Annotated in this window: 13 protein-coding genes; 7 read left to right on the top strand and 6 right to left on the bottom strand. The window is 72.0% G+C overall.

Going from position 1 to position 16,516, the window contains the following annotated elements; all coding sequences use genetic code 11:
* Window positions 1-5 precede the first annotated feature (5 nt).
* On the bottom strand, window positions 6-920 hold the full coding sequence (locus J2847_RS11610) for a LysR family transcriptional regulator (RefSeq protein WP_085557748.1): 915 nt from the start codon (window positions 918-920) through the stop codon (window positions 6-8).
* A gap of 251 nt (window positions 921-1,171) precedes the next feature.
* Here J2847_RS11610 and clpB point away from each other — a divergent pair, with 251 nt between their 5' ends.
* A complete protein-coding gene (gene clpB, locus J2847_RS11605) occupies window positions 1,172-3,850 on the top strand; it encodes an ATP-dependent chaperone ClpB (RefSeq protein ID WP_209779120.1) in 2,679 nt (892 codons plus the stop codon).
* 123 nt (window positions 3,851-3,973) lie between these two features.
* Window positions 3,974-4,549, top strand: coding sequence for a GNAT family N-acetyltransferase (locus J2847_RS11600; protein ID WP_209779119.1), 576 nt, complete (start codon window positions 3,974-3,976; stop codon window positions 4,547-4,549).
* Between the two features lie 55 nt (window positions 4,550-4,604).
* Here the strand turns inward: J2847_RS11600 and hutG are convergent, their stop codons facing one another.
* From hutG to J2847_RS11585, 3 genes are read right to left on the bottom strand one after another with little or no spacing between them, the layout of a single operon-like run.
* Window positions 4,605-5,486, bottom strand: a complete 882-nt coding sequence (hutG, locus tag J2847_RS11595) for an N-formylglutamate deformylase (RefSeq protein ID WP_209779118.1) — start codon at window positions 5,484-5,486, stop codon at window positions 4,605-4,607.
* On the bottom strand, window positions 5,483-7,027 hold the full coding sequence (gene hutH, locus J2847_RS11590; protein WP_209779117.1) for a histidine ammonia-lyase: 1,545 nt from the start codon (window positions 7,025-7,027) through the stop codon (window positions 5,483-5,485). The genes hutG and hutH overlap by 4 nt, the downstream gene beginning before the upstream one ends.
* Window positions 7,024-8,400, bottom strand: coding sequence for a formimidoylglutamate deiminase (locus J2847_RS11585; RefSeq protein ID WP_209779116.1), 1,377 nt, complete (start codon window positions 8,398-8,400; stop codon window positions 7,024-7,026). The genes hutH and J2847_RS11585 overlap by 4 nt, the downstream gene beginning before the upstream one ends.
* Before the next feature lie 443 nt (window positions 8,401-8,843).
* On the opposite strand from J2847_RS11585, the gene hutI reads away from it, so the two are divergent.
* The 5 genes from hutI to J2847_RS11560 all read left to right on the top strand — a co-directional run bounded on the left by hutI (window position 8,844) and on the right by J2847_RS11560 (window position 14,967).
* On the top strand, window positions 8,844-10,112 hold the full coding sequence (hutI, locus tag J2847_RS11580; protein ID WP_209779115.1) for an imidazolonepropionase: 1,269 nt from the start codon (window positions 8,844-8,846) through the stop codon (window positions 10,110-10,112).
* A 28-nt stretch (window positions 10,113-10,140) separates the two neighbouring features.
* Window positions 10,141-10,890, top strand: a complete 750-nt coding sequence (gene hutC, locus J2847_RS11575) for a histidine utilization repressor (RefSeq protein WP_209779114.1) — start codon at window positions 10,141-10,143, stop codon at window positions 10,888-10,890.
* 57 nt (window positions 10,891-10,947) lie between these two features.
* Window positions 10,948-12,633 (top strand): urocanate hydratase, encoded by a 1,686-nt coding sequence (hutU, locus tag J2847_RS11570; protein WP_209779161.1) that lies wholly within the window; start codon window positions 10,948-10,950, stop codon window positions 12,631-12,633.
* Between the two features lie 206 nt (window positions 12,634-12,839).
* The gene (locus J2847_RS11565; protein WP_209779113.1) at window positions 12,840-13,712 is read left to right on the top strand and encodes a calcium-binding protein; all 873 of its coding nucleotides are present in this window, start codon (window positions 12,840-12,842) and stop codon (window positions 13,710-13,712) included.
* A gap of 106 nt (window positions 13,713-13,818) precedes the next feature.
* Window positions 13,819-14,967: a cysteine desulfurase family protein gene (locus J2847_RS11560; protein ID WP_209779112.1), complete on the top strand. Its 1,149-nt coding sequence runs from the start codon at window positions 13,819-13,821 to the stop codon at window positions 14,965-14,967.
* Here the strand turns inward: J2847_RS11560 and J2847_RS11555 are convergent.
* The gene (locus J2847_RS11555; protein WP_233474450.1) at window positions 14,939-15,700 is read right to left on the bottom strand and encodes a porin; all 762 of its coding nucleotides are present in this window, start codon (window positions 15,698-15,700) and stop codon (window positions 14,939-14,941) included. The two genes, J2847_RS11560 and J2847_RS11555, sit on opposite strands and share 29 nt — an antisense overlap.
* 180 nt (window positions 15,701-15,880) lie before the next feature.
* Window positions 15,881-16,492, bottom strand: a complete 612-nt coding sequence (locus J2847_RS11550) for an NAD(P)-dependent oxidoreductase (RefSeq protein ID WP_209779111.1) — start codon at window positions 16,490-16,492, stop codon at window positions 15,881-15,883.
* Window positions 16,493-16,516: the final 24 nt, after the last annotated feature.

The raw sequence follows: 16,516 nt of genomic DNA, 5'->3' as shown, positions 1-16,516 counted from the left end.
GGGAGCTACCGCCACTCCCCGTCGCGCGTCAGCCCGGCCAGCAGGTCGGTCAGGATGGCGTGGACGGCGCGCGCCGCCGCCGGCATCGGGCGGCCGGTGGCGTGGGCCAGCAGGATCTTGCGGTCGATTCGCGGATCGGCGATCGGCAACCCGGCGAGCCGCTCGGCGACCGGACCGTAGCGCGCCACCCGCTCCGACAGCACGGTGTAGCCGCAGCCCTCGGCGACCAGCGCCTTGATCTGCTCCAACGCGTCGATCTCCATCGCCACCGTCACGGCGCCGCGCGCCAGCAGTGCCGCGTGCTCGACCTCCTCGCGCACGCCGTGAGGGCGGCCGGGCAGGATCAGCGGCAGGGCCAGCGCCTCGCCGAAGGGGATCGACTCGCGCCCGGCGAACAGCGGGTCCTCGGCCGGTCCGACCAGATGCAGCGATTCCCGAGCCACGAACTCGGCGGTCAGCCCGCCCATGTCCTTGGCCCCGAACACCAGCGCCACGTCGAGCTGTCCCGACAGCACCCACTCCAGCATGTGGCCCGACAGCCCCTCGACCACGCGCAGGCGGATCTGCGGGTGGGTGCGGCGCACCGCCAGCGCCAGCGGCACCGTCAGCACCGGCCCCAGCGAGGTCGGGATGCCCACCGTCGCCGGGCCGGCCGGCACCGCCTCGACCGCGCGGACCTCGTCGCGCAGGCTGTCCATGGATTCGATCAGGGTGACGGCGCGCTGGGCCAGCCGCCGGCCGCTTTCCGTCGGCACCACGCCGCGCGCCGTGCGCAGCACGAGCTGGCAGCCGAAATCCTCCTCCAGCCGCTTCAGGTGCAGGCTCAGCGCCGGCTGCGCCACCCGCAGGACATCGGCCGCGCGCGAGATCGAGCCATGCTCGACGATGCCGAGGAAATAGCGGAGCTGCCGCAGATCCATCGCGCCTGATTCTCCCGCCGATCAAAAAAGCCCTATCGAATCAAACCTAACGATAGCTTGGCATTATGACCTATACCCCTCAATCTGGCCGCCCGCCACTCTTCATCCGTATCCCTTCCTCCCCCTCTTGATCGGGGCTTTTTCGTTAACCATTTGAGTCCCGAGGCGCCGGATGGCCGCGCATGAGGCGGGCCGGCAAGGGCGCTCCCCGCGCCTGTGGACAGGGCGGGACACTGGAAACGGAGTGCCGAATGGACTTCGGTCAATTCACCGACCGTGCGCGCGGCGTCATCCAGGCCGCGCAGATCGCCGCGCTTGCCGGGCGCCACCAGCAGCTTCTGCCCGAGCATCTTCTGAAGGCCCTGATCGACGACGCCAACGGCGTCGCCGCCCGTCTGGTGCGCGACACCGGGGGCGACCCCGACCTGCTGAAGAGCGCCACCGAGGAGCAGCTCGCCCATGCCGCCGTGCAGAGCGGCGACGGGCCGCACCCGATCTACATGTCGCCGGCGCTCGCCGCCGTGCTCCAGGGCGCCGTGGAATCCGCGCGCTCCGGTGGTGACCGTTTCGTCAGCGCCGAACGGCTGCTGGAGAGCCTCGCCCGCCAGAGCGGCCCGATGCGCGCCCTGTTCCGCCGCGCCGGGGTCGACGCGTCGGCCCTGGCCGACGCCGCCGACGCCCAGCGCAAGGACCATCCCGCCGCCGCGGAGACCGAGACGACCGGCGGTGAGGCGCTGGCCCGCTACGCCCGCGACCTGACCGAGGAGGCCCGCCAGGGCCGGCTCGATCCCGTCATCGGCCGCGACGACGAGATCCGCCGCACCATCCAGGTGCTGGCGCGGCGCACCAAGAACAACCCCGTCCTGATCGGCGACCCCGGCGTCGGCAAGACCGCCGTGGTCGAGGGGCTGGCCCAGCGGCTGGCGTCGGGCGACGTGCCGGAGGGGCTGAAAGACCGCCGGGTGCTGGCGCTCGACCTGACGGCGCTGCTCGCCGGGGCCAAGTTCCGCGGCGAGTTCGAGGAGCGGCTGAAGTCCGTTCTGGCCGAGGTGCAGGAGGCTGCCGGCCGCATCATCCTGTTCATCGACGAGCTGCACACGCTGATCGGCGCCGGCCGCACCGACGGCGCGATGGACGCCGCCAACATGCTGAAGCCGGCGCTCGCGCGCGGCGAACTGCGCTGCGTCGGCGCCACCACGCCCGACGAGTACCGCCGCTACATCGAGAAGGACGCGGCGCTGGCCCGCCGCTTCCAGCCGGTGACGGTGGACGAGCCGTCGGTCGACGACGCGGTGTCGATCCTGCGCGGCATCAAGGGCAAGTACGAGGTGCACCATGGCGTGCGCATCGCCGACGCGGCGGTGGTCGCGGCGGTGAGCCTGTCGGCGCGCTACATTTCCGACCGCCGGCTGCCCGACAAGGCGATCGATCTCGTCGACGAGGCGGCGAGCCGCCTGCGCATGGCGATCGACAGCAAGCCCGAGGCGCTCGACGCGGTGGACCGCCGCGTCGCCCAGCTCAAGATCGAGCGCGAGGCGCTGAAGAGCGAGCCCGACGCGGCCTCGCGCGAGCGGCTGGGCGTGCTGGAGCGTGAGCTGGCCGAGGCGGAAGGCCGCCAGACCTCCATGGAGGAGGAGTGGCGCGCCTCGCAGTCGCGGCGCACCGAGGGCCGCCGCCTGAAGGAGGAACTGGACCAGGCCCGCACGAAGCTGGAGCGCGCCCGGCGTGACAACGACTGGGCCAAGGCCGGCGAGCTGGCCTACGGCGTCGTGCCGGACCTGGAGAAGCGTCTCGCCGAGGCCGAATCGCGCGCCAGCACCGAGCGCGAGGAGGTGACGGCCAAGGACATCGGCGCCGTCGTCACCCGCTGGACCGGCATCCCGGTCGAGCGGATGCTGGAGGGCGAGCGCCAGCGGCTGAAGGGCATGGAGGACAAGCTGGCCGAGCGCGTCGTCGGGCAGTTCGACGCGGTGCGCGCGGTGTCCAAGGCGGTGCGGCGGGCGCGGGCCGGGCTGAAGGACCCGACACGGCCGACCGGCTCCTTCCTGTTCCTCGGCCCGACCGGCGTCGGCAAGACCGAGCTGGCGAAGGCGCTGGCCAAGTTCCTGTTCGACGACGAGACGGCGATCACCCGGCTCGACATGTCGGAGTACATGGAGAAGCACGCGGTCAGCCGGATGATCGGCTCGCCGCCGGGCTATGTCGGGTACGACGACGGCGGCTCGCTGGCCGACCGCATCCGCCGCCGGCCCTATCAGGTCGTGCTGCTGGACGAGGTCGAGAAGGCGCATCCGGACGTGCTGAACGTGCTGCTTCAGGCGCTCGACGACGGGCGGCTGACCGACGGGCAGGGGCGGACGGCCGACTTCCGCCACGCCATCCTCATCATGACCTCCAACCTCGGGGCGGATGCCTTGAGCGCCTTGGGCGACGACGAGGACGTGCGGGGCGCGACGGTCGAGGTGATGGACGCGGTGCGCAAGGCGTTCCGGCCGGAGTTCCTCAACCGGCTGGACGACGTGCTGGTCTTCCGCCGGCTGGGCCGCGACCAGATGGCGCGGATCGTCGACATCCAGCTCGCCCGCGTCAACGAGCGGCTGGCCGAGCGCGGCCTGACGCTGGTGGCCGACGAGGCGGCCAAGCGGCGGCTGGGCGATCTCGGCTGGGATCCCGCCTTCGGCGCCCGTCCGTTGAAGCGGGCGGTGCAGGGGCTCGTCGAGGATCCGATCGCCGAGCGGCTGCTCGACGAGGAGGTCGAGGCGCGGACCACGCTGGCCCTGTCGGTGGTCGACGGCCGTCTGGCGCTGGACGGCGTGCCGGTCGAGGAGGACCGCCCGCACGGCTTCAAGGCGCCGGAACGCCCGCCGCTCGGCTTCGCCCTGCCGGCGGCGGCTCCGGCGGCGGTGCGGCAGGAGGCGTCGGTGCATTGAGGGTGGCGGTGATGCGCTGACCCCTTGATGCGCTGAACGGAGTCCGCGAGGATCGGGGGGAGCGCGTCCGGCCGGGCGCGTTCCCCTTGTCGTTTGGGTGTTGTCCTTGGGGTGGTGGACGGGATGGACAAGCGATCCGTTGCGGCGATGAGCTTCAGCACGCCGCGCCTGGAGCTTCGGCCGTTGGCCCTGCCCGACGCCCCGGCGATCCAGCGCCATTTCCCGCATTGGGAGATCGTGCGTTTCCTGAACGACCGTGTTCCCTGGCCCTACCCGGCGGACGGCGCCCTCGTCTTCATCCGCGATGTCGCCCTGCCGGCGATGGAGCGGGAAGAGGCGTTCCACTGGACGCTCCGCCTGCGGGAGCGGCCGGAAGAGGTCATCGGCGTGATCAGCCTGATGATCGAGGAGGACAACAACCGCGGCTTCTGGCTCGGCCTGCCCTGGCAGGGACGGGGGCTGATGGAGGAGGCCTGCGGGCCGGTGACCGACGTCTGGTTCGACGCGCTGGGCCATGGGGTGCTGCGCGTGCCGAAGGCGGTCGCCAACGAGGGCTCGCGGCGCATCTCGGAGCGCAGCGGCATGCGCGTCGTCCGCACCGACGTGCGCGGCTATGTTTCGGGTCGGCACGAGAGCGAGCTTTGGGAGATCACGCGCGCCGAATGGCATGCGCATCGATCCGCTGGCCGGGGCGCGTGAGCACGGCTCAGCCCGCCCTCGCCCCCGGCCCCGCCCCCGCTGCCGTCCCCGCCGTTCAGGTTGCCGGTCGCCAGCCGGCCAGCGTTTCCAGCAGGGGGACCAGCACGCGTTGCAACCGCTCGGCCCGGTCGGGGCGGTAGGCGAAGGCGGGACCGTGCCCGGCGCTGCCCCCCTGGTCGTCCCCCTGGCCGTCCCCCTGGCCGTCCTCGTCCTCCTCGTTCATGTAGCGGTCCTGCGTCAGTTCCATTTGCAGGGCGTGGATGTTCTCCGCCGGGCGGCCGTAATGGCGGGTGATGTGGCCGCCGACGAAGCGGCCGTCGGCGACGCAGCTCAACCCCTCCCTCGCCGAGGCGCTCTCCATGACGGCGACCGTGCGGGCGATCAGATCCGGGGCGGCGCTGGCGCCGCGCGCGGTGCCGAGGTTGAGGTCGGGCAGCCGGCCCTCGAACAGCCGGGGCACCCGGCTGCGGATCGAATGGGCGTCGTAGAGGATGGCGAAGCCGTGGCGCGCCTTCACCCGCTCCAGCTCCGCCGCCAGCGCGTCGTGGTAGGGACGCCAATAGGTTTCGACCCGTTCGGCGGTCTCCGCCGCGTCCGGCGCCGTGCCGTCGCGGTAGAGCGGGCGGCCGTCGAACAGGGTTTCCGGGCACAGGCCGGTCGTCGCCTGTCCGGGATAGAGGCTCTCGCCGCCCGGCGGCCGGTTGAGGTCGACGACGAAGCGCGAGAAGCGGGCGCTGAGCAGCGTGGCGCCGAGCCCGCCGGCGAAGCCGTAGAGGCGGGGGATGTGCCAGTCGGTATCGCACAGGGTGCGCGCCTCGGGCGTCAGCCGCTCGGCCAGCCCCGGCGCCAGTTCCGTGCCGCAATGGGGCATGCTGACCACCAGCGGGCCGTCGCCGCGCGTCAGCTCGAAGACGGGAGAGCGGGCAAGGGCCGTCATCGCGCGGCCTCCAGGTCGAGCGGGATCAGGTCGTCGAGCGCGCCGCCGCGCACCAGCGCGCCGATGGCCGCCAGATCCGGGGCGAAGTAGCGGTCGACCTCGTAGCGTGGCACCACCGCGCGCACGGTGGCGATGGCGTCCTCCAGCCGCGCCGAGGTCTTGAGCGGCCGGTGGAACTCAAGCCCCTGGATCGCGGCCAAAAGCTCTATGCCGACGATGTCGGCGACGTTGCCGGAAATCTCGCCGAGCCGCCGCGCCGCGAAGGTCGCCATGCTGACATGGTCCTCCTGGTTGGCGGAGGTCGGCAGGCTGTCGACGCTGGCCGGGTGGGCGTGGCTCTTGTTCTCCGAGGCGAGCGCCGCCGCGGTGACGTGGGCGATCATGAAGCCGGAGTTCAGCCCCGGCTCGGCGACCAGGAAGGGCGGCAGGCCGCTGATGGTGGTGTCGATCAGCATGGCGATGCGGCGCTCCGACAGCGCGCCGATCTCCGAGGCGGCGATGGCGAGCTGGTCGGCGGCCATCGCCACCGGCTCGGCGTGGAAGTTGCCGCCGGACAGCACTTCGCCCGTATCCACCAGCACCAGCGGGTTGTCGGTGACGCCGTTGGCCTCGATCACCAGCGTGCGCGCCGCCTGCCGCATCTGGTCGAGCACGGCGCCCATCACCTGCGGCTGGCAGCGCAGGCTGTAGGGATCCTGCACCCGGTGGCAGTCGGGTCCCTGGTGGGCGGCGTTGAGCGGGCTGCCGGCCAGCGTGTCGCGGAACAGCGCGGCGACGGCGATCTGGCCGGGCTGGCCGCGCAGCGCGCTGATGCGGGCGTCGAAGGGGCGGTGGCTGCCCATGACGGCTTCGACCGACAGGGCGCCCGCCACCAGCGCCGCCTTGAAGCCGCGCTCGATCTCGAACAGCCCGGCGAGCGCCAGCCCGGTCGAGACCTGGGTGCCGTTGATCAGCGCCAGACCCTCCTTGGCCTTCAGCTCGATCGGCGCGAGGCCGGCGATGCTCAGGCCCTCGGCGGCGGTGACAACCTTGCCCTCGACGCGGGCATGGCCGATGCCGAGCAGGATGCCGCAGAGATGCGCCAGCGGCGCCAGATCGCCCGACGCGCCGACGGAGCCCTTGGACGGGATCATCGGCAGCACGTCGGCGGCGTAGAGCGCCAGCAGCGCGTCGACCAGCTCCGGCCGCACGCCCGACGCGCCGACCGCGAGGCTGGCCGCCTTGATGACCAGGATCAGCCGCACCACCGCGTCGGGCAGCGGCTCGCCGACGCCGGTCGCGTGCGACAGGATCAGGTTGCGCTGGAGCTTCTCCAGGTCGGCCGCCGCGATGTGGGTGTGGGCCAGCTTGCCGAAGCCGGTGTTCACGCCATAGACCGCCTCGTCGCCGCCGGCGATGGCGTCGATCAGGTCGCGCGAGCGGATCATGCGCGGGTAGGCCGCCGGGTCGAGCGTCAGGGCCGGGCGGTTCCGGTAGACCGCGCGCAGCGTGTCGAGCGGCAGCGCGCCCGGAACCAGAGTGATGGAGGCGGTGTCGCTCATCCCAGAAGTCTCCCCAAGGTGTGTGTGAAGCGTTCGGCGATCGCGTCCTCCCGCGGGTGGCGGCGGTCGCGGACGATCGTCCGTCCGGCGATCACCACGTCGCGCACGAGGTTGGCGTTGCCGGCGAAGATCCAGCCGTCGAGCAGCGCGTCGCCCTGGCGGGCGGCGAGCAGCGGGTGGGCGGTGTCGAGCACGACGATGTCGGCGCGCATGCCGGGCGCGAGGCGCCCGGCCTCGAAGCCGGTGGCCTGGGCGCCGCCGGCCTGGGCGTCCTCGACCAGCCGGCGGGCGGTGGAGCGGCGGGGGCCGCCGGCCAGCACGGTGCGCCGCCCGCTGGTCAGCCGCGCGCCGTATTCGAGCCAGCGCAGATCCTCGACCGGGCTGACCGAGATGTGGCTGTCCGAGCCGATGCCCCAGCGTCCGCTCCGCGCCATGTAGGATTCGGCGGCGAAGAAGCCGTCGCCGAGGTTGGCCTCGGTCGTCGGGCAGAGGCCGGCGACGGCGCCGCTGGCAGCCACGGCGGCGACCTCGGATTCCGTCATGTGGGTGGCGTGGATCAGGCACCAGCGGCCGTCCAGCGCGTGGCGCTCCAGCAGCCACTCGACCGGGCGGCGGCCGGAGAAGGCGAGGCTGTCGTCCACTTCCTTGCGCTGTTCGGCGATGTGGATGTGGATCGGGCCGGCCGGGCTGGCGGCGCGGTGGGCGGCGACGGTCTCGGCCAGCAGGGCTTCGGGCACCGCGCGCAGCGAATGCGGGGCGATGCCGAGCCGCACGTCGTCGGCCTCGCCGTAGGCGGCGCGCAGGCGCTCGGTCAGCCGCTGGAAACCCTTCCCGTCATGGATGAAGCGGCGCTGCCCGGCGGTCGGCGGCGTGCCGCCGAAGCCCGACGCGTTGTAGAGCACCGGCAGCAGTGTGATCGGCAGCCCGGCGGCGCGCGCGGCGGCGACGGCGCGGTGGCTCGTCTCGGCTGGATCGGCGTAGGGACGGCCGTCGCGGTCGTGGTGCAGGTAATGGAACTCGGCGACGGCGGTGAAACCGGCCTTCAGCGCCTCCACATAGAGCTGGGCGGCGACCGCCTCGAAATCGTCGGGGTCCATGCGGTCGAGCGCACGGTACATCACCTCGCGCCAGCTCCAGAAGCTGTCGGAGCCGTCGCCCGAGGACTCGCCCAGCCCGGCGATGGCGCGCTGGTGGGCGTGGGAGTGCAGGTTGGCGATGCCGGCGACGGCGGCGCCGGCGAAGCGCTCGGCGTCGGACGGGCAGGGGGCGCCGGTCCCGATCGCGGCGATGCGGCCCCGGCCGTCGAGGCGGACCAGCACGTTCTCGGCCCAGCCCTGCGGCAGCAGCGCCGAGGCAAAAAACAGGTTGCTCATGCAAGCGCCCTCGTTATTATAGACAACACTATACAAGTATAGGCAACCCGCTGCCAAGCGCCTTCGACGTTTCCGATGGCACCCGCTCTTCCGCCTCTCCCCCCTGGGGAGAGGTCGGCCGGCACCAGCCGGCCGGGTGAGGGGGGCGGACTTCATAACCCTCTCCTCCCCCGGGGAGAGGCGTGGAACCGACGGCCGCAGGCCGGCTGGGCACCGAAGGTGACCAGAGGTGGAGCGCGGTCGCGAGACTTGCGAGCGACCTCTGGCCCGAAGGGCCGGTGAGGGGGCGTTACGGCCGGAAGGCCGGAAAAAAAGATGGCTCAGCCATTGGCTTCCGGTTCGCGGCACGCCATGCGTCCCCCTCACCCTAACCCTCTCCCCGGGGGGAGAGGGGATGGGAGTCGGGACGGGTAGGGGAGGGACTGTTGGGAAAGGACACGCCGATGCCGACCGCCGCCGCAACGACGCCTTGGGACACCCTGTGGATCGACCTGTCCGTCGCCACCATGACGGCTCCCGAAGGCCATGGCGCCGACGGCTACGGCGCGATCACCGACGCCGCCATCGGCGTCAAGGACGGCCGCATCGTCTTCGTGGGCCCGCGCGCCGATCTGCCCGGCCCCATGGAGTCTTTGGCCGCGGATGTCCGCTCCGGCGGGGGCGGCTGGATGACGCCGGGACTGATCGATTGCCACACCCATCTCGTCTACGGCGGCAACCGGGCGCGCGAGTTCGAGATGCGGCTGAACGGCGCCAGCTACGAGGAGATCGCGCGGGCCGGCGGCGGCATCGTCTCCACCGTCGCGGCGACCCGCGCGGCGGACGAGGAGTCGCTGCTGGCCGCCACCCTGCCGCGCCTCGACAGCCTGCTGGCGGAGGGCGTCACCACGGTGGAGGTGAAGTCCGGCTACGGGCTCGACACCGAGACCGAACTGCGCATGCTGCGCGTCGCCCGCCGGCTCGCCAAGGTCCGTCCGGTCGCCATCCGCACCACCTTCCTCGGCGCCCACGCCCTGCCGCCGGAGTTCAAGGGCGACCCGGACGGCTACATCGACCAGGTGGTCGGCACGACGCTGCCGGCGGTCGCCGCCGCCGGGCTGGCCGACGCGGTGGACGCCTTCTGCGAGGGCATCGGCTTCTCGGTGGCGCAGACGCGCCGGGTGTTCGAGGCGGCGCGCGCCCACGGCCTGCCGGTGAAGCTGCACGCCGAGCAGCTCAGCAACCTCGGCGGGGCGAAGCTGGTCGCCGAGTATGGCGGCCTGTCCGCCGACCACATCGAGCATCTCGACGAGGCCGGAATCGCCGCGATGGCGGCGGCCGGCACGGTGGCGGTGCTGCTGCCCGGCGCCTTCTACGCCCTGCGCGAGACGACGATGCCGCCGGTCGACCTGCTGCGCCGCCACGGCGTCGCGATGGCGCTGTCGACCGACAACAACCCCGGCACCTCGCCGGTCTGCTCGCTGCTGCTGATGCTGTCGATGGGCTGCACCTTCTTCCGGCTGACCCCGGCGGAGGCGCTGGCCGGGGTGACGCGCCATGCCGCCAAGGCGCTGGGCTTGGCCGACCGCGGCGTGATCGCGCCGGGGATGCGGGCCGATCTGGCGCTGTGGGGGATCGACCATCCGGCGGAATTGTCCTACGCCATCGGCCTCAACCCCTGCCGGGCGGTGGTGAACGCGGGCGTCGCCCGCGCGCCCCGCGCCCTGTCCTGAAGACGAGTCCGCCGATGAGCGTCCCGTTATGACCGCCGTCTCCGTCGCGCAGCCGCGCTATGCCCAGATCAAGGAGACGATCCGCCGCCGCATCCGTTCCGGCGACTGGCCGGAGGGATTCCAGATCCCGTCGGAGCACAGGCTGCTGGAGGAGTTCTCGGTCAGCCGCATGACGGTCCACCGGGCGCTGCGCGACCTGACCGACGAGGGGCTGCTGACCCGCGTGCAGGGGCTCGGCACCTTCGTCGCCGAGCGGCCGCCGAGCATGGAGGTGGTGGAGCTGCGCAGCATCGCCGACGAGATCGCGGCGCGCGGCAACCGCCACTCGTGCAGCGTGGAGCGTTTGCTCGCGATTTCCGCCGATTCCGGCTTGGCCCGCCGCTTCAACCTGCCGGTGGGGGCCACCCTGTTCCATTCCGTGGTGGTCCACCGCGAGAGCGACGTGCCGGTGCAACTGGAGGAGCGCTGGGTCAACCCGGCGGTCGCCCCGGCCTATCTGGAGCAGGACTTCGCGCGCCAGACTCCCGGCGACTACCTGATCCGGTTGGAATCCGCGCCGCAGGTCGAGCACGTCATCGAGGCGGTGGCGCCGACCCCGGAGATCGCGGCGCTGCTGGAGATCCCGCCGACCGAGCCCTGCCTGCGCGTCACCCGCCGCACCTGGGTCAACACCCATGGGACGCACAATCAGGTCGTGACGGTGGCGATGCTGGTCCATCCGGGCAGCCGCTACCGGCTCGGCGCGCGCTTCCAGATGCCGCCGGGCCAGGACCGATGAGCAAGCCTCCCAACCCTTGATCCCGCCCACCAGGAGTCCATCGTCATGCCGTCCGCCATGCCGCCGTCCCGTCTCGACAACCAGCGCGTCATCCGCGCGCCGCAGGGCACCGAGCTGAGCTGCAAGAGCTGGCTCGCCGAGGCGCCGCTGCGCATGCTGATGAACAACCTCGACCCCGACGTCGCCGAACGGCCGCAGGAGCTGGTCGTCTATGGCGGCATCGGCCGCGCCGCGCGCGACTGGGACAGCTACGACCGCATCGTCGCCGCCCTGCGCGAGCTGAACGACGACGAGACGCTGCTGGTGCAGTCGGGCAAGCCGGTCGGCGTCTTCCGCACCCATGCCGACGCGCCGCGCGTGCTGATCGCCAACTCCAACCTGGTGCCGCGCTGGGCCAACTGGGAGCATTTCCACGAGCTGGACCGCAAGGGGCTGGCGATGTACGGCCAGATGACCGCCGGCTCCTGGATCTACATCGGCAGCCAGGGCATCGTGCAGGGCACCTACGAGACCTTCGTCGAGGCCGGGCGCCAGCATTACGACGGCGACCTGAAGGGCAAATGGATCCTGACCGGCGGGCTCGGCGGCATGGGCGGCGCGCAGCCGCTGGCCGCCACCATGGCCGGGGCCAGCATGCTGGCGGTCGAATGCCGGCCGAGCAGCATCGAGATGCGGCTGCGCACCGGCTACCTCGACCGCCACACCGTCGATCTCGACGAGGCGCTGGGCTGGATCAACGAGGCCTGCGCCAGGGGCGAGGCGCTGTCGGTCGGTCTGCTCGGCAACGCCGCCGACGTCTTCCCCGAACTGGCGCGCCGCGCCGCCAGCGACCTGACCGCCCGCCCGCACATCGTCACCGACCAGACCTCCGCCCACGATCCCGTCAACGGCTACCTGCCGCAGGGCTGGACGCTGGCCGAGTGGGACGCGGCGCGCGAGAGCCAGCCGGCCGCCGTCGCCGCCGCCGCCCGCAAGTCGATGCGCGTGCAGGTCGAGGCGATGCTGGCCTTCCACGGCATGGGCGTGCCGACCGTCGATTACGGCAACAACATCCGCCAGATGGCCAAGGAGGAGGGGCTGGACAACGCCTTCGACTTCCCCGGCTTCGTCCCCGCCTACATCCGGCCGCTGTTCTGCCGCGGCGTCGGGCCGTTCCGCTGGGCGGCGCTGTCGGGCGATCCCGACGACATCCGCAAGACCGACGCCAAGGTGAAGGAGCTGATTCCCGACGACGCGCACCTGCACAACTGGCTCGACATGGCGGCCAAGCGCATCCAGTTCCAGGGCCTGCCGGCGCGCATCTGCTGGGTCGGCCTGGGGCAGCGCCACCGGCTGGGCCTCGCCTTCAACGAGATGGTGCGGACGGGCGAGCTGAAGGCGCCGATCGTCATCGGCCGCGACCATCTCGACAGCGGCTCGGTCGCCAGCCCGAACCGCGAGACCGAGGCGATGCGGGACGGCTCCGACGCGGTGTCGGACTGGCCGCTGCTGAACGCGCTGCTCAACACGGCGAGCGGGGCGACCTGGGTCAGCCTGCACCATGGCGGCGGCGTCGGCATGGGCTTCTCGCAGCATTCCGGCATGGTCATCGTCTGCGACGGCAGCGACGACGCGGCGCGGCGAATCGGCCGCGTGCTGTGGAACGACCCGGCGACCGGCGTCATGCGCCATGCCGACGCCGGCTACGACATCGCCATCGACTGCGCGCGCGAGCAGGGCTTGAACCTGCCCTTCCTGAAGTAACGGCGCGCACGCGCGTTCTTCCGGTTGCGAAGGCCGCCCATCCGCCGTGGGGGATGGGCGGCCTTTTCATTTGAAAGATGACGCCGGTATCGTTGGTGTGCCTATGGATTGACCGCGTCAAAATTTATACCCGTGATGCGATACCCGGTTTTAATTTTGCCCTGCTAGACGGGATTTGGTGCAACCGTCCGACGAAGGGCAGAATCATGACCAAGTACAAGTACGGGACCAGCGGCGCCGATACCATCTTCAGCGACTCCCAGTATTACGACCTTGAAGCCACCTATGTGTTTGGCGGGGCGGGCAACGATTCCATCTTCGGAGGAACGGGGACCGATTACCTGTACGGCGAGGATGGAAACGATTACCTGGACGATCATTCCGGCACCGGCGCTTTGTTCGGCGGAAACGGGAACGACACGCTGGTCGCCGGAATCGGGCACACCACGCTGAACGGCGGGGACGGAAACGACCTTTTCGTCTTCACGAACGGCAGCACCGGCTACTTCCATCTTCAGGGCGGCGCCGCGGCCGACACCGACCGGATCGTCGCGCTGACGAGCAACACCCGGATCGGGCTGAAGTCGATCGCCAACATCGACAGCATCGAAGGCGGCGGCTACGGCAACGTCACCATCGAGACCTATTCCGACGGCGGCCTCTTCGATTTCTCCAACGTCACCCTGACCGGCATCGCGGCGATCAACGGCGGCAGCGGTTCCGACACCATCATCGGCTCGGCGGGCGACGACCTGATCTTCGGCGGCTGGGTGGGCGACGACGTCCTTCAGGGCGGGGCCGGCAACGACACCCTGAAGGGGGATGGCGGCACGGTCATGACCGGCGGCATCGGCGCCGACCTGTTCGTGTGCTCCGCCAGCGGGCTGGTCGTCACCGACTTCAACGCGGCGGAGGGCGACCGCATCGGGCTGCCCTCCGGCGCGGCCTGGACCGCCACCGACGTCGCCGGGGGAACCCGGCTCGTCGCCACCTTCGGCACCAGCTCGATGCGGTTCATGACGCTGAACGGCGTCACGGCCGATCAGGTCCAGTCGAGCTGGTTCGTCACCGCCACCTGACGCGGCGGCCGGGAATTCGCGGGTTCGCCGCAGAACGTCCTTGGCCCCGGCGGGCGGGTCCGCCACCCTGCACGGATCCGCCCCCATTCCGTCCGGCGCGACGATCATGTCCGCGATCTATCTTGACCATCTCGCTTCCACGCCGCTCGACCCGCAGGTGCTCGACGCCATGCTGCCCTGGTGGGCGCCCGGTGCGGCCGGCAACCCACAGGCCGCCCACCCCGCCGGCTGGCGCGCCGCCGACGCCATCGAGGAGGCGCGCGGCCACATCGCCGCCCTGGTCGGGGCCCGGCCCGGCGCGGTCGTCTTCACCTCCGGCGCCACCGAGGCGAACACGCTGGCCCTGCTCGGCACGCTGGCGCCGGGGGCGGCCTGCCTCGTCTCGGCGGTCGAGCATCCCAGCGTGCTCGGCTGCCTGCCCGAACTGCGGCGGCGCGGGCACCCCACGACCATCGTCCCGGTGGACGCGGACGGGCGTGTCGACCCGAACGCCCTGGAGCGGGCGCTGGCGGTGGGGGCGGCGGCCGGCACCGGCCCGGCCCTGGTCTCCGTCATGGCGGCGAACAACGAGGTCGGCACCATCCAGCCGCTGGCCGGGATCACCGCCCTCGCGCGGCGCCACGGCGCCCTTGTCCACAGCGACGCGGTGCAGGCGCTGGGCACGCGGGCGCTGGACATGCCGGCGTTGGGGCTCGACCTGCTCAGCCTGTCCGGCCACAAGCTGAACGGCCCGATGGGCATCGGCGCCCTGCTGGTGCGCGACGGTGTGCGGCTGGCCCCGCCCTCGGCGGGTGGCGGCCAGCAGGGGGGGCGGCGGCCGGGCACCTTGCCGACCGCGCTCTGCGTCGGGCTGGGCGCCGCCTGCCGGCTGGCGCGGGCGCGGGCGGAGGAGGACGGGCGCCGCATCGCCGCCCTGCGCGACCGGCTGTGGGCGCGGCTGGAGGCGGAGCTGTCGGGCATCCGGCGCAACGGCGCCGCCAATGGTCTGGCCGGCTGCCTGAACGTCACTATTCCCGGCATCGACGCCGCCGACCTGCTGCTCGGCCTGCCGGAGCTGGCGCTCGCCACCGGCTCGGCCTGCCGCAGCGGCGACGCGGAGCCGTCGCACGTGCTGCTGGCGATGGGCCGCTCGGCGGAGGACGCCCACGCCAGCCTGCGCTTCGGCCTCGGCCGCACCACCCGCGCGGAGGAGGTCGACGAGGCCGCCGCCCGGCTGGTGGCAGCGGTCAGAACAGCAGGCGGGTGCCCACCGTGACCACCGCCTCCGGTGATCCGCCGGCGGCGGCGATGTCGGTGTCGGCCACCAGCTGCCAGCGCGGGGTGAGCTGGTAGGCGGCGTCGGCCCGGTAGAGGCCGGCCACCGGCTCGCCCTCCACCCAGCTGCGCCGGAGGTTCAGAGACAGGGTGACGTTGCCGGCGCCATAGGCCAGCGCCGTGTTCCAGACCCGCGAGGCGGCGCCGTCGGCCGTCACCTGCTGGCGCAGGTCGCTGTCGAGCCGGACGGCCTCCCAGCCGATCTGCGCCCCGGCCATCCAGGATTGACGGGGAACCCGCCGGGAATCAGCGCGCACCCGCGCGCGGCTGGTGCCGGCGGTCAGGCGGACGGACGCCTTGCCGATGCGGGTCTTCTTGCGGATGGCGGCCTCGACCATGTGGCGGGCCTCGCGCGGGTCGGGCAGCGCCTCCGTGCCGCGCGGCATCGGGGTGTAGCTTGCCCCGACCTCGAAACCGCGCACCGGTGGCGTGTAGTAGGTCAGCCGGGCGGATTCGTCGCCGGGGCCGCTGGCCATGATGGAGCCCAGCGCCGCCAGCCGCCGCCGCGCGCCCTCGGTCTGGCCGAGTTCCAACTGGCCCCAGCCGCCGCCGACCTGCAAGACCGGCTTGGCATCCGGATCCAGGTCGCGGTTGTAAATGACGTCCGCCGACGCCGAAACGGCGGGAAACGAGACGACAAGCGCCAGAAGACGCGCGAGGAAAGGCCGCTTCATCGGCTACACCTTTGGTCGTTTGTCCAGGATCGACTGTGCGTCCGGTCGATGGCTCCCATCTTGTCTTGGCGGGTTCGAGGGATGTTCGGCGAAATTTTCGACAAAATTGTGGCTTGGTGAAAAAAGGCCGGATGCGGGGGCGTCCGGCCTTGTTCGCGGCGAAGGAAGACGGGGGACGAATCAATAGCCGACGGTGAAGCGGCGGCGGCTGTGGCGCGCGGTTTCCAGCTCGTCCACCAGGGCGATGGCGTAATCCTCCATCGAGACGTGGCTGTTGCCGGCGCCGTCGACGAGCAACTGGTCGGTGCCGAGACGGAAGCGGCCCGTGCGCTCGCCGGGGGCGAACAGGGCCGACGGCGACAGGAAGGTCCAGTCGAGGCTCTCCGTCCCGCGCAGCGCGTTCAGCGCGTCGCGGCCGGCCGAGGCCTCCGCCTTGTAGGCGGCCGGGAATTCCGGCGTGTCGATCAGGGCGACGCCCGGCGCCACCTCCAGGCTGCCGGCCCCGCCGACCATCAGCAGGCGCGGCACGCCGGCCGTGGCGATGGCATCCAACAGAACCTGCGGGTCGGTCGACTGGAAGCGGGTGCTGCTGATGACGGCGTCGTGGCCGGCCAGCAGCGGCGCCAGCGCGGCGGCGTCGTTGACGTCGCCGCTCTTGACGGTCAGGCCGCCGCGCGGGGCGAGCGAGGCGGTGTTGCGGGCGATGGCGGTGACGCGGTGGCCGCGGGCCAGCAGTTCGGCGAGGATGCGCGAACCGGCGTTGCCGGTGGCGCCGAGCAGGACGACGTTCATGATGAGGCTCCGGATAAGTCGGGT

Source organism: Azospirillum agricola, assembly GCF_017876095.1.
GTDB lineage: Bacteria > Pseudomonadota > Alphaproteobacteria > Azospirillales > Azospirillaceae > Azospirillum > Azospirillum agricola.
This window is presented reverse-complemented; position numbering and strand designations above follow the sequence as displayed.